Genomic DNA, 12,597 nt, shown 5'->3' on the forward strand with positions numbered 1-12,597 from the left:
GCGGGGCGGTCAGTGGGAGAAGAAGTCGATGGCGAGGCGGTTGAACTCGTCGGCCCGCTCGGTCTGGGCCCAGTGGCCGCAGTGCGGGAAGACGTGCAGCGTTGCGTTCGGGATGGTCTTGAGGGCGACCAGCGCGCCGTCGAGCGGGTTGACCCGGTCCTCACGGCCCCAGGTGAGCAGCACCGGGTGGGTGATCCGGTGGGCCTCGCGCCAGAGCATGACGTCGGTGGCAAAGGCTGGGTTGGCGAAGGAGGCCGCCATCCGGGCGCTGCCCGTCCTGGTGTCGGGGTCGGTGGCCGAGGCCCAGCGTTCCTCGACCAGTTCGTCGGTGACGAGGGACTGGTCGTACGCCATCACACCGAGAAAGGCGCGCAGTTGCTCCTTGGACCGCTCTGGCGCCGTGTTGAACTCGAAGAGCCGTTTGATGCCTTCGGTCGGGTCCGGAGCGAAGAGGTTGACGGAGACTCCGCCGGGGCCCATCAGCAGCAGCTTGGCGACCTTGTCCGGGTGGTTCAGGGCCATGCGGACGGCGGTGCCGCCGCCGAGCGAGTTGCCGATGAAGTGCGCCCGGGTGATGCCGAGTTCGTCCATCAGCGCGGCGACGGCGTCGGCGCTGTAGCTGAAGTAGTCCTTGTCGAGCTCCGGTTTGTCGGAGCGGCCGAAACAGGGCTGGTCCACCAGCAGGGTACGGAAGCGACCGGCGAAGACGTGCAGGTTGCGGCCGAAGTTGGACCAGGCGGAGGCGCCGGGGCCGCCGCCGTGCAGCATGATCACGACCGGCCGGTTCTCGGGGCCCGCCTCGTGGTAGTGCAGGGTGAGCCCCGCCGCCTTCGCGGTGCGGGAGGTCGACTCGTAGGTGATTGTCATCATCTGACGCTCCCTCATCAAGCCATGGAGTCATGGATGTCCATGCCGAGCACGCACTGCCCGAACATCACCAGCGCCCGCTCCGGGTCGTTGGCGGCGTGGCCGCGGCCGGTGTGTGCGTCGCGCCAGGCGCGCTGGACGGTGTGCGGGCCGGTGCGCATCGCGTTGCCGCCTGCGTTCTCCATCAGCAGGTCGAGCGCGGAGACGGCGCGTTCGGTGGCGAGCACCTGGTCCCGGCGGGTACGGGTGCGCAGGGCCATCGGGATCTCCTCGCCCCGCTGGGCCAGGGCGTACATCTCGCCGATGTTGCGGCTCAGTTGGAGCCAGCTCGCGTCGATGTCACCGGCGGCGCGGGCGATACGCACCTGCGCGAACGGATCCTCGGCGACCTTCTGCCCGTACGAGACACGGAACCGCTCCCGGGTGGTCTCGACGTAGGACTCCATGGCGCCCTCGGCGATGCCGACGATCGGGGTGGAGATGGTGGTGGTGAACACGCCGGCGTACGGCAACCGGTACAGCGGATCGGGGTTGATCTCGTGGCCGGGCACCTTCAGGGCGGTGACCGGGCCGAAGCTCAGGGCGCGTTGCTCGGGGACGAAGACGTCCTCGACCACGATGTCGTTGCTGCCGGTGCCGCGCAGGCCGACGGTGTCCCACACGTCGTCGATGCGGTAGTCGGAGCGGGGAATGAGGAAGGTCCGCATGTCCACCGGCCGGCCCTCGTCGTCCGTGACGAGGCCGCCGAGCAGAGCCCACCGGGCGTGGTCGCAGCCGGAGGAGAAGTGCCACCGGCCGGAGATCCTGAACCCGCCGTCGACCGCGGTCACCTTGCCGGTCGGGGCGTACGAGGAGGCGATACGGGTCTTGGGGTCCTGGCTCCACACCTCCTGCTGCGCCCGCGGGTCGAACAGGGCCACGTGCCACGGGTGGACACCGACCACCGAGGCGACCCAGCCGGTGGAGCCGCACGCCTTGGCGATCTCCTTGACGGCCGCGTAGAACTCCAGCGGGTCGGCCGCGCGGCCGCCGAAGACCTTGGGCTGCAGAAGCTGGAAGAAGCCGGTGTCCTCCAGCTCCTTGATGGACGTGTCGGGCACGCGGCGCTGCGTCTCGGCCTCGGCCGCGCGCTCGCGCAGGGCGGGGGCGAGGTCGCGGATCGCTGCCAGCACATCTTCGGCCATGAACATCCCCTTTCGGGTGGTCGTGGTGGCGGAAGTGGCAGGACCGTACGCGGCACTGTTCCGGAACGAAATACACCGCTCCCACTGAGCGGGAAGGAGCGGCTGCGCGGCGGATTCCCGGTCAGCGGGAACCGCAGCGTGTGGTCCGCGGCACGGCCGCCGTACGCTCCGGCCGGCATTCCCGCGAGGAAGGAGGACGGCGTGCGACCGTACACAGCAGCGGACATCGAGGCCTGGGACCTCACCGCGGACGTGGTGATCGCCGGGTACGGGGTGGCCGGAGCCGCGGCCGCCGTGGAGGCCGCCCGGGCCGGAGCCGAGGTGCTGGTCCTGGAGCGGGCCGGCGGGTGGGGCGGGGCCGCGGCTCTGGCCGGCGGGTTCGTCTACCTGGGCGGCGGAACCGCCCTGCAGCGCGCCTGCGGGTTCGACGACTCGCCGGAGGCGATGGCCGCCTTCCTGATGGCTGCCATGGGACCGGGGGCCGACCAGGCCAAGGTCTCCGCCTACTGCGAGGGCAGCGTCGCACACTACGATTGGCTGGTCGAGTGCGGAGTGCCGTTCAAGCCCGTCTTCTACGGCGAGCCCGCCTGGGAACCCGCCGCCGACGAAGGCCTGATGTACTCGGGCGGCGAGAACGCCCACCCGTTCGACGAGATCGCTCCGCCCGCGCCCCGCGGCCACCTGCCGCAGATGGAGAACAAGCGAACCGGCGAGCGCGGCGGCGGATACATGCTCATGAAGCCCTTGGTGGACACCGCCGAACGGCTCGGCGTCGAGGCCCGCTACGGCATGCGGATCGAGCGGCTGGTGGTGGAGCGGGACGGCACGGTGTGCGGGGTGGTCGCGCGCACCTACGGGGAGCGGGTCACCGTACGGGCCCGACGCGGCGTGGTGCTCGCCACCGGCGGCTTCACCTATGACGAGGAGATGCTGGCGGCCCACGCCCCGCGACTGCTCGGCCGCGCGGGCGCGGCGGTGGAGGAGCACGACGGCATCGCGGTGAAGCTGGCGCAGGCGCTCGGCGCGGGCGTCGCGCACATGGACGCCTGCGAGGTCGCCCTCCCCATGGACCCCCAGTACCTGATCCGCGGGATGGTGGTCAACGACCAGGGTCAGCGGTTCATCAACGAGGACACCTACCCCGGGCGGATCGGCCAGGCCGCCCTCTTCCAGCAGGACGACCAGACGTTCCTCGTCCTCGACGAGGAGGGCTTCGAAGAGGCCCGGCGGGTCTCCGCCGCGCCGGAGTTCCTGCAGCCGCGGCCGGCGTGGGTGTGCGCGTCCGCGTCCGGGCTGGCGGCCGAGATGGGGCTGCCGCCCGGTGCGCTGGAGGCGACGCTCGACGTCTACAACCGGCATGCCGAGAACGGCCGGGATCCGCTGCTGCACAAGGCCGCACGCTGGGTACGGCCGTTGCGCGGCCCGCTGGGAGCCGTGGACCTTCGGGGCATGACCGCGGGCTTCGCCCTCGGCGGTCTGGCCACCGGCGCGGACGGCGAGGTGCTGCACGTCGACGGGTCGCCGATCCCCGGGCTCTACGCGGCCGGCCGGGCCACGGCGGGCATCGCCGCCTGGGGGTACGCCAGCGGGATCTCGCTCGGCGACGGCAGTTTCTTCGGCCGCAGGGCGGGCCGCGCGGCCGCGCGGAAGCGGTGAGCGCGGGCGGGCCGCGCATATGGCGCTCGTAGGTGGCTGCTCGGCCGGGGCACGCACGCCCGCGCCCCGGCCTCCCAGCGGTCAGCGCAGCGGGCGGGGCATGTTGGTGAAGCGCCGCTCGTCACGGCGGAACCAGCCCGGTGCTGCGAGGGTTCCGCCATCCACCCGCAGGGTCGTACCGGTGACGAACCTGGACTGCTCCGACAGCAGGAACACCACCGCGTCGCCGTGGTCGGCCGGGTGGCCGTAGCGCCCGGCCGGCACCCAACGCCCCACCTGGTCGGCGTACTTCGCCGGCGTGCCGGCCCACATCGGGGTCTGCGGTGTGTCCGTCAGGTCGGGCGCGACGGCGTTGACGCGGATGCCGTACTGGCCGACCTCTGCCGCCAGGGACGCGGTGAAGTTGATGACAGCGGCCTTGAAGGCCCCGTACACGGCGTTGCCCGGAATGCCGCGCATCCCCTCGACCGAGGTGAGGTTGACGATGCCGCCGCTTCCGCGCTCCGCCATCTTGGGCAGGAACGCCCGGGTCACCCGCAAGACGTGCAGCAGGTTCAGCTCGTAGGTCTGCTGCCAGTCGGCTTCGGCGCTGGTGAGGAACGGACCGGCGGGACGGTGGTCGCCTACGTTGTTCACCAGGAAGTCCGCCGGCCCGGCCGCCTCGGTCAACTCGGCGATGCGGGCCGGGTCTCGGATGTCACCGACCACCACGACCGGTTCGACGCCGCTCTCCTCGGCGGCCTGCCCGGCGGTGCGGCGGGCCGCCTCGGCGTCGATGTCGGCCAGCACCACCTGCGCCCCGTGCCAGGCGAGTGCGCGGACGATGCCCGCCCCGATGCCGGCGCCGCCGCCGGTGACGACGGCCGTGCGACCCGCGAACAAGGGCCGGCCGACGACGCGCGGCAGCGCGGAGGGAGCGGGCGGCTCGGGCGGGACCGGCAGCCCCTCGAACGGGAAGGACGTCACGGCTTCAGCTCCAGCTTCCGCGCGGCCTCGGACATCTCCTCCAGCAGCGCGTCGACGGTGGTGGCGTGCTGGGAGCCGGACAGCAACAGCCGGTCGGCGCCGAGCCGCCCGGCCCATTCGACCTTGTCCGCGGCGCGCGGCAGGGTGGCTCCGAGGGTCAGCTCGATCTGGGCCGGATCGCGCCCGGCCTCCTGCGCCTCCCTCCGCATCAGCAAGACGGCAGCCTCCAGCTCCTCGCCGGCCAGGCCCAGGGGCTGGAACCCGTCTCCGCGCCGCCCCGCGCGGCGGGCCGCGGCGGCCGAGTGTCCGCCGATGTGCAGCGGGACGCCGGAGGCGCGGTGCGGTTTGGGATGGCTGTGGGCACCGCGCAGGGTGAAGAACTCCCCGTCGAATGCGACGCCTTGCGGGTCCTGGCCGCGCCACAGCGCGCGCATCAGGTCGATCGCCTCGTCGGCGATCCGGCCGCGGCGACGGAAGTCACCGCCGCAGGCCTCGATCTCCTCGCGCATCCAGCCCAGGCCCAGGCAGATGCGCAGCCTGCCGCGGCTGAGCCGGTCCAGGGTCGCGAGCCGCTTGGCGAGGACCACCGGGTTGTGGTTGGGCAGCACCAGGACGCCGGTGGACAGGCCGATGCGGCCGGTCACGGCCGCCAGGTAGGCGAGCAGCTCCAGCGGATCGGGATAGGGACAGTCGTCCGGCAGCGGCAGCCTGCCGTCGGGGGCGTACGGGTAGCGGCTCTCGGTGTCGCTGATGACCACGGCGTGCTCGACCGCGCTCACGGATTCAAAGCCGAGTTCCTCGGCGTGCCGGGCGATCCGGCCCACCTCGTCGGGCTCGGCCGTGACACCGAGCCCGACGGGCAGTACGAGGGCGAATTCCACGGCCGCTCCTCAGCCCTGGCCGGCCAGGTCGAGGGCGGCGAGGTGCCCGAAGACCATGGCCGAGCCGATCGGCGCGCCCGGGCCCGGGTAGGTGGGGCCGGACACCGAGGCGCTGGTGTTGCCCGCCGCGTACAGTCCGGGGATCGGGGTGCCGTCCTCGCGCAGCACCCGGGCCCGGGCGTCGATCCGGACCCCGCCCTTGGTGCCCAGGTCGCCGAGGACGATCTGCACGGCGTGGTACGGGCCCTGCTCGATCGGCACCAGGCAGGGGTTGGCGCCCCCGCCCTGGGCGAAGAAGAGGTCGTACGGGTCCTCGCCCCGGTGGAAGTCGGCGTCGACGCCGTCGGCCGCGTAGCCGTTGAACGCCTGCACGGTCGAGCGAAGCGCCGCGCTGTCGACGCCGATGCGCTCGGCGAGGCCACCGAGGGTGTCGGCGGTGTGCCACAGTCCCGCCTCGGTGAAGGCCGTACGGTCGGCGGGGACCACGGTGATGCCGGGCAGTTGGTCGCCGAAACGGCCGTCGAAGATCCACCAGACCGGGTTGTCGGGCGTGGTGCCGGCCTTGGCGGCGAGCAGCCGGCGGCCCATCCGGTCGTACGGCAGTGACTCGTTGGCGAACCGGCGGCCGGAGCCGTCGACGAAGATGCCGCCGTGCAGGCCCAGCGTGAAGGCGGCCGAGCCGTCGGGGAAGCGCAGCGAGGGGCACCACCAGGCCTCGTCGAGCAGCGCGGTGGCGGCTCCGGCCTCGACAGCGGCGAGCAGCGCCTGGCCGGTGTTGCCGCCGGGTGCGCCCATCGTCCAGTCGGCGCCGGGCAGGCCCTGCCACTCGCGGCGCAGCTCGGCGTTGGCCTCGAAGCCGCCGGCCGCGAGCAGGACGCCACGGCGGGCGCGGATCCGCAGGGTGCGGCCCGTGTGTCCGGCCTCGGCGCCGACCACTCGGCCGGCCTCGGTGAGCAGCCGGGTCAGGGCGGTGTTCAGCAGGGTGCGGCCGCGTCCGGTGGACTCCAGGGCGAGGAGCAGCCGGCCGATCAGGGCGCGGCCGTCGGTGAGCGGCCCGTCGGGAATCGGCAGGCCGAGCCGCTCGGCCCAGGCCGGGAGACGGATCGCGTCCAGCAGCGGGTGCGCCGCGACGGGGGCGGGCAGGTCCACGGGGAAGACGGCGCGTCCGGCGTCGAACCGGCCGGGGGCGGCGAAGTAGTCGGGGAAGGGCCGGTACTCGAAGCGGACGTGCGGGTTGTCCTCGAGGAAGGCGACCGTCTCCCCCGCGTTGTCGATGTAAGCGTCCTGCAGCTCGTGCGGGGTGGCGTCGCCGACCACCGCGCGGAAGTAGGCGCGGCCGAGGTCGGCGGAGTCGGTCAGCCCGCCGCGTTCCTGGGCGGGGTTGCCCGGCAGCCACAGGCCGGCGCCGGCGTAGGCGGTGGTGCCGCCGAAGTACGCGGTCTTCTCGATGACCAGGGTGTCCAGCCCGCGGGCCGCCGCGCCGTACGCGCCGGTGAGTGCGCCGCCGCCGGAGCCCACGACCAGCACGTCGCACTCCTGGTCCCAGCTGTTGTGCGTGTTCGCCATCTCGTCCTCGGATGTGGTGGGTTGACGGTGGGTCATGCGTGTCAGGAACGCGGGAAGTATTCGCGGGGCGGGGGGACGGCGGCCATCGCGGTTTCCCGATGAGCGGGATTCCCCCCGCCGGAGTTGCGTCAGCAGCCGGCCACCCGGGATCTTCAGAGCGCTCCATCCTCGCGAGCGGCCCGCCGCAGCTCCCCCTTGAGGATCTTTCCGCCGGCGTTGCGCGGCAGGGCCGCGACGGCGTGGAAGCGGCGCGGGACCTTGAAGTTGGCCAGGCGTTCGCGGGCCCAGGCGGTCAGCTCCGCCGGGTCGGGCTCCGCTCCCGGCGCAGGGGTGTAGAAGGCGACGCCGACCTCGCCGAGGCGCTCGTCGGGGGCGCCGACGACGGCGACGTCGGCGATCTGAGCGTGGCCGCGCAGGACGTTCTCCACCTCCGCCGGATAGGCGTTGAAGCCGCCGACGATGTACATGTCCTTGAGCCGGTCGGTGATGGACAGGTAGCCGCGCTCGTCGAGCACGCCGACGTCTCCGGTGTGCAGCCACCCGTCCACGTCGATGGTCCGGGCGGTTGCCTCCGGGTCGTCCAGGTAGCCGCGCATCACGTGGTAGCCGCGCACCAGCACCTCGCCGGGTTCGCCCGACGGCAAGGGGGCACCGTCGGCGTCGACCACCCGGATCTCGGTGCCGGGCAGCGCCGGACCGGCGGTGGTCGCCACGGACGTGGCGTCCGCGTCCGGCGGGCAGACGGAGACCACCCCGGTCGACTCGGTGAGACCGTAGGCACTGAACACGTCCGGAATGCCGAGCTCTTCGCGGATCCGCTCGATCAGCTGCGGACCGACCGCGCTTCCTCCCAGGCCGACGAGGCGCAGCCCCGCCAGGTCGTGTTCGGCACGCCGCGGGTGGTCCAGCAGGCCGTGCAGGACGGTGGGTGTGGCCATCAGCACGCTCACCCGCTCCTTCGCCAGCAGGGGCAGGATCCGCTCCAGGTCGAAGACCTGCTCGGGCAGCATGGTGACACCCCGCAGCAGGCAGGAGACGACGCCGGCCTTGTACCCGAAGACATGGAAGAAGGGGTTGACGAGCAGATAGCGGTCACCAGCGCGCAGGGTGACCACGCGCGACCACGCGCGGAAGACGCGAAGCGTCTGACGGTGCGTGGCCATCACGCCCTTCGAGCGTCCGGTGGTGCCCGAGGTGAAGAGGATGTCCGCCAGGTCGTCGGGGCGGACGGCTGCGGTGCGGGCGGCTCGTTCGGCATCCGGCACGCGCTGGCCCGCCGCCAGGTAGTCCACCCAGCCCAGCGTCCGTTCCGCGGGCTCTCCGCGCAGCACCACGGTGCCGCTCAGCCTGCCGAGGTCCTCGCCCGACTCGCGCAGCATCTCGACGTAGTCGAGGCCGAGGAAGCCCCGCTCGGTGAACAGCAGCCGGGCGCCGCTGCGCCGGATGAGGTCGGCGGCCTCGGCGGCCTTGTACCGGGTGTTGAGGGGTACGAGGACGGCTCCGACGGACACGGCACCGAGCACGGCGGCGATCCAGTACCGGGTGTTGGGCGCCCAGACGGCCACCCGGTCGCCGGGGCACACGCCCTGTGCGAGGGCAGCGCGCGCGGCCGCGTGCACCTCGTCGCGCAACCGGGAGAAGGTCCAGCGGACCTCACCGTCGACGAGGGCCTCCTGCGGGCCGTACACGTCCGCGGCGTGGTCGGCGAGCTGTGCGAGGGTGGCAGGGGCGGGGATTTCAGAGGTTCCAGAGGGCTCGGGGGTCTTGGGGGTCTCGTGGGTCTCGGGGGTGTCCGCCCCAGCCCGGTCGTTGAACACGCTGGTCATGGGTCTTTCCGCTCCTTGGTCGGAGGTGGCTGCGTGAGGTGGCGCCGGGCAGGCAGCGCGCTTCCCGCGGGCGCGGCCGGTCCTCCCCCAGCCACCGCTGGGAGGTACCCCCCATCCGCGGAGGGAGCGACGGCGGCGACGGGAGCGAGGGCGGGCGGCGGCCTGGAACACTTTCGGGGTGCGTGGGGCGCGGACACGCACCCGACGTTCACAACATGGGGTCCTGGATGCCGATGCCGAGCGCGTCCTTGCCGAAGAGGACCAGGGCCCGCTCCACGTCGTTGGCCGCCTGGCCGCGGCCGGCGTGCATGTCCCGCCAGGCGCGCTGCAGGACGCTGCCGTCCCTGCGCATGGGGGTGCCGCCGGCGTTCTCCATCAGCAGGTCAACGGCGTTGATCGCGCGCTCGGTGGCGAGCACCTGGTCCCGGCGGGCCCGGGCGCGCAGGGACATGGGGATCCCCTCGCCCCGGCGGGCGACCGCGAACAGGTCCGCGATGTTGCGGGTCAGCTGCAGCCGGCAGGCGTCGATGTCACTGGCGGCACGGGCGATGCGCACCTGCGCGAACGGATCCTCGGCGACCTTCTGCCCGTACGAGACACGGAACCGCTGCCTCGTGGCCTCGATGTATGACGCGTAAGCACCTTCGGCGATACCGACGATCGCGGTCGAGATCGAGGTGGTGAACACGGCGGCGTACGGCATCCGGTACAGCGGTTCGGCGTTGACCTCGTGGCCCGGGCACGCCAGCGCGGCCATGGGGCCGTAGCCGAGGGTGCGGTGCTCGGGCACGAAGGCACGCTCGACGACGACGTCGTTGCTGCCGGTGCCGCGCAGGCCGACGGTGTCCCACACTTCGTCGATGCGGTAGTCGGAGCGGGGAATGAGGAAGGTCCGCATGTCCACCGGCCGGCCCTCGTCGTCCGTGACGAGGCCGCCGAGCAGCACCCACTGGGCATGGTGACAGCCGGCGGAGAAATGCCAGCGGCCGGAGATCCTGAACCCGCCGTCGACCGCGGTCACCTCTCCGGTCGGGGCGTACGAGGAGGCGATACGGGTCTTCGGATCCCGCCCCCACACCTCCTGCTGCGCCCGCGGGCCGAACAGGGCCACGTGCCACGGGTGGACGCCCATCACCGAGGCGACCCAGCCCGTGGAGCCGCACGCCCGGGCGATCTCCTGGACGGCCGCGTAGAACACAGCCGGATCGGCGGCGAGTCCGCCGTACGCCCGCGGCTGGAGCAGCCGGAAGAAGCCCGTCTCGCCGAGTTCCTTCACGGTGTCGTCGGGCAGGCGGCGCAGCACCTCGGTCTCGGCGGCACGCTCGCGCAGGGCGGGGGCGAGGTCGCGGACCGCTGCGAGCACGTCGTCGTCACGCATGCGCATCCCTCTCAGGTGCTCGGGTCGTCCGGGTGACGGGACGGAACCTACGCGTTACTGTTTCGAAAAGGAATACCTCTTCCCAGCAGATGGGATCCGCTGGCAACCTCCCCGCAACACCTGATTCACGGCCGCGGCCCGGGGTTCGTCGGCTGTCCGAGTAGGAGGTGAGGCGCCTTGACGACGCAGACTGTCGAGTCCGGGTATCCGCCACTGTCCCTGCTGGAGAAGGCGGCGAAGGTGCTCGTCGCCTTCCAGAGCGCCCAGCCACGGCTCACCCTGACCGAGGTCGTGGAACGCTCCGGTCTCGCTCGGTCCTCCGCGCACCGCATCCTGGATCAACTGGTGCAGCTGCGCTGGCTGGAGCGTGAGGGCCGCGACTATCGGCTGGGCATGGGCATGCTGGAGCTGGGGGCCCTGGCCGCGCACCACAACCGGCTGCGGCGGGCGGCGCTGCCCCATCTGCACGCGCTGCACGAGTCCACCGGCCACCTGGTGCACCTCACGGTGCTCGACGGCGCCGAGGTGGTCTACCTGGAGCGGATCGGCGGATCGGACGACTCCGGCGTGCCGTCCCGGGTGGGCGGGCGGCAGCCGGCGTACTGCACGGCTGCGGGCAAGGCGATCCTGGCCTTCAGTGACAGCGCGGTGGTGGAGCAGGTGATCCGGCAGGGGCTGCGCCCGCGTACACCGCGCACCATCACCCATGCCGAGTCGTTCCGCGGGGAGTTGGCGATGGTGCGGGAGCGCGGGGTCGCGTTCGACCGCGAGGAGGGGTACCGGGGGGTGTCCTGCGTGGCCGCTCCGCTGCGCGGTGCGGGCCGGGCCGTCGCCTCGGTCTCGGTGTGCGGCAACGGCGCCCACCGGGAGCTCGAGCGGATCGCCCCCGCCGTGCTCTCCTGCACGCGGTCGGTGTGGCAGTCGATGTTCGGGCCTGGGCGGCACACCGACAAGGCCGCGCGGCAGGCGCCGACGGACGAGGGCGTGCCCGCGGCAGGTGTTCCGCAGCCCGTGATGGACAACATGGTGTCCTGGCTGCGCTTCATCCAGTGGATGTGAGGACGCCTGCGGACGGCTGCCGGACGCCGGGAGAAACGGCCACCGGGGTGTGAGCAGGGCCCGCAGCGGGCGCGTACACACCCCGGAGTGCCGGTGCAGCCGGATCAGCCCCGGGCGAAGCGCGCCCGCAGGGCGTCGAGGCCGCCACCGTAGGTGCCGTCACCGAAAAGGGACTCCACCTGTGGCATCACCTCGGCCGCACTCTGGCGGACGGCCGACCACCGGAACTCGACGCCGTCGGCGTGGGGGTGTACGGCGAGCGTCACCACGTAGCCGCTGACGGGCGGCACGACCGGGTCCAGGAGGACGTAGCGGTACCGGTGGGCGTGCGAGTCGCGGTCCAGCAGGCACTCGCGGACGACGAGATGGCCGTCGACGGCGAAGACTCTTACGGCACTGGGGACTACGTCTGCCCGGCAGGCCGGACCATCAGATGCGGTCGCCCCGCAGGACGGCGTCCGCGCCACCGTCGGCGAAGACGACCTGGCCGGTCACGTGGGTGTTCTCGGGCGAGGTCAGCCACGCGATCAGCGGGGCGAGTTGCTCGGGGCGGGCGTGGCCGTGCAGCGGCATCGGCACTGCCTGTTCGACGAGTCGGCGCGTCTCGGGGTCGTCCAGCAGGGGCCGGGTCAGGGGCGTGAGGATCACGCCGGGGCCGACTGCGTTCAGCGGGATGCCGGCACCGGCCCAGTCGTCCTTGACCGCCGTACGGCGGATCCAGCGCGAGATGGCCGCCTTGGACGAGGAGTAGACGAGGTGCCCTTCGCCGCGGTCGACGGCCAGCCGGGACGCGGCCACCGCCGCCTCCTCGTCGCCGGCGAGCGCGGCGTCCACGATCGCGGAGTCGGTCGGGTGCACGGCGTCGACCGAGCCGATGACCAGGGCTCGCGGGTCGGTGCCGGAGGCCAGCAGCGGGTGCAGGCCTTCGAACGTGGCCACGGCGCCGAAGTGGTTGACCTTGATGGTGAGCGGGTCGGCATGGGCAAGGCCCGCGCAGGCGACGACGGCGTCGAGACGGCCGCCGGCCAACTCCCGGGCCCGCGTGACGAGTTCGGCCCGGCCTTCGGCGGTGGCCAGGTCGGCCGAGATGTCGCTGTCCTTGAGGTCGGCCCCGATGACAGTGTGCCCCTGCGCACACAGGAGTTCGGCGGTGGCCCTGCCGATGCCGGAGGCCGCTCCGGTGATCAGGTACGTACGGGACATGGTCTGTTCCT

Annotated in this window: 11 protein-coding genes; 2 read left to right on the top strand and 9 right to left on the bottom strand. The window is 72.6% G+C overall.

Annotation, left to right across the window (positions count from 1 at the left end; genetic code table 11):
- Positions 1–9 precede the first annotated feature (9 nt).
- Positions 10–870, bottom strand: coding sequence for a 4,5:9,10-diseco-3-hydroxy-5,9,17-trioxoandrosta-1(10),2-diene-4-oate hydrolase (gene hsaD / locus M878_RS51575; RefSeq protein WP_023544271.1), 861 nt, complete (start codon positions 868–870; stop codon positions 10–12).
- Between the two features lie 14 nt (positions 871–884).
- Entirely contained in the window at positions 885–2,051 is a 1,167-nt protein-coding gene (gene hsaA, locus M878_RS51580; protein ID WP_031223617.1) for a 3-hydroxy-9,10-secoandrosta-1,3,5(10)-triene-9,17-dione monooxygenase oxygenase subunit, read from the bottom strand.
- Between the two features lie 201 nt (positions 2,052–2,252).
- Between hsaA (M878_RS51580) and M878_RS51585 the strand changes: the two genes are divergently transcribed.
- Positions 2,253–3,707 (top strand): FAD-dependent oxidoreductase, encoded by a 1,455-nt coding sequence (locus tag M878_RS51585; RefSeq protein ID WP_023544273.1) that lies wholly within the window; start codon positions 2,253–2,255, stop codon positions 3,705–3,707.
- 81 nt (positions 3,708–3,788) lie between these two features.
- Here M878_RS51585 and M878_RS51590 read toward each other — a convergent pair whose 3' ends face one another.
- From M878_RS51590 to hsaA (M878_RS51610), 5 genes are all read right to left on the bottom strand, one after another.
- Positions 3,789–4,673 carry an SDR family NAD(P)-dependent oxidoreductase gene (locus M878_RS51590; RefSeq protein WP_023544274.1) on the bottom strand — a complete coding sequence of 295 codons (885 nt, stop codon included), beginning with the start codon at positions 4,671–4,673 and terminating at the stop codon, positions 3,789–3,791.
- Positions 4,670–5,554 carry an LLM class F420-dependent oxidoreductase gene (locus M878_RS51595; RefSeq protein WP_023544275.1) on the bottom strand — a complete coding sequence of 295 codons (885 nt, stop codon included), beginning with the start codon at positions 5,552–5,554 and terminating at the stop codon, positions 4,670–4,672. The genes M878_RS51590 and M878_RS51595 overlap by 4 nt, the downstream gene beginning before the upstream one ends.
- A gap of 9 nt (positions 5,555–5,563) precedes the next feature.
- Complete coding sequence (locus M878_RS51600; protein WP_023544276.1) at positions 5,564–7,156, bottom strand: FAD-dependent oxidoreductase; 1,593 nt, start codon at positions 7,154–7,156, stop codon at positions 5,564–5,566.
- A 116-nt stretch (positions 7,157–7,272) separates the two neighbouring features.
- Positions 7,273–8,946 carry a FadD3 family acyl-CoA ligase gene (locus tag M878_RS51605; RefSeq protein WP_023544277.1) on the bottom strand — a complete coding sequence of 558 codons (1,674 nt, stop codon included), beginning with the start codon at positions 8,944–8,946 and terminating at the stop codon, positions 7,273–7,275.
- Positions 8,947–9,154: 208 nt separating this feature from the next.
- Positions 9,155–10,324 carry a 3-hydroxy-9,10-secoandrosta-1,3,5(10)-triene-9,17-dione monooxygenase oxygenase subunit gene (gene hsaA, locus M878_RS51610; RefSeq protein WP_031223623.1) on the bottom strand — a complete coding sequence of 390 codons (1,170 nt, stop codon included), beginning with the start codon at positions 10,322–10,324 and terminating at the stop codon, positions 9,155–9,157.
- A 177-nt stretch (positions 10,325–10,501) separates the two neighbouring features.
- On the opposite strand from hsaA (M878_RS51610), the gene M878_RS51615 reads away from it, so the two are divergent.
- Positions 10,502–11,383: an IclR family transcriptional regulator gene (locus M878_RS51615; RefSeq protein ID WP_023544279.1), complete on the top strand. Its 882-nt coding sequence runs from the start codon at positions 10,502–10,504 to the stop codon at positions 11,381–11,383.
- Between the two features lie 104 nt (positions 11,384–11,487).
- Here the strand turns inward: M878_RS51615 and M878_RS51620 are convergent, their stop codons facing one another.
- Both M878_RS51620 and M878_RS51625 read right to left on the bottom strand, forming a co-directional pair.
- Complete coding sequence (locus M878_RS51620; protein WP_023544280.1) at positions 11,488–11,850, bottom strand: SRPBCC family protein; 363 nt, start codon at positions 11,848–11,850, stop codon at positions 11,488–11,490.
- Positions 11,813–12,586 carry an SDR family oxidoreductase gene (locus tag M878_RS51625; RefSeq protein WP_023544281.1) on the bottom strand — a complete coding sequence of 258 codons (774 nt, stop codon included), beginning with the start codon at positions 12,584–12,586 and terminating at the stop codon, positions 11,813–11,815. Before M878_RS51625 ends, M878_RS51620 begins: the two co-directional genes overlap by 38 nt.
- Between the last annotated feature and the right edge of the window lie 11 nt (positions 12,587–12,597).

This window comes from Streptomyces roseochromogenus subsp. oscitans DS 12.976 (genome assembly GCF_000497445.1).
In the GTDB taxonomy this organism is placed as follows: Bacteria; Actinomycetota; Actinomycetes; order Streptomycetales; family Streptomycetaceae; genus Streptomyces; species Streptomyces oscitans.

Bases quoted from the DNA above. Each gene is read 5' to 3' on its own strand.
- hsaD (WP_023544271.1), bottom strand. From the start codon at position 870: ATGATGACAATCACCTACGAGTCGACCTCCCGCACCGCGAAGGCGGCG.
- M878_RS51625 (WP_023544281.1), bottom strand. From the start codon at position 12,586: ATGTCCCGTACGTACCTGATCACCGGAGCGGCCTCCGGCATCGGCAGG.
- M878_RS51600 (WP_023544276.1), bottom strand. From the start codon at position 7,156: ATGACCCACCGTCAACCCACCACATCCGAGGACGAGATGGCGAACACG.
- hsaA (WP_031223623.1), bottom strand. From the start codon at position 10,324: ATGCGTGACGACGACGTGCTCGCAGCGGTCCGCGACCTCGCCCCCGCC.
- hsaA (WP_031223617.1), bottom strand. From the start codon at position 2,051: ATGGCCGAAGATGTGCTGGCAGCGATCCGCGACCTCGCCCCCGCCCTG.
- M878_RS51605 (WP_023544277.1), bottom strand. From the start codon at position 8,946: ATGACCAGCGTGTTCAACGACCGGGCTGGGGCGGACACCCCCGAGACC.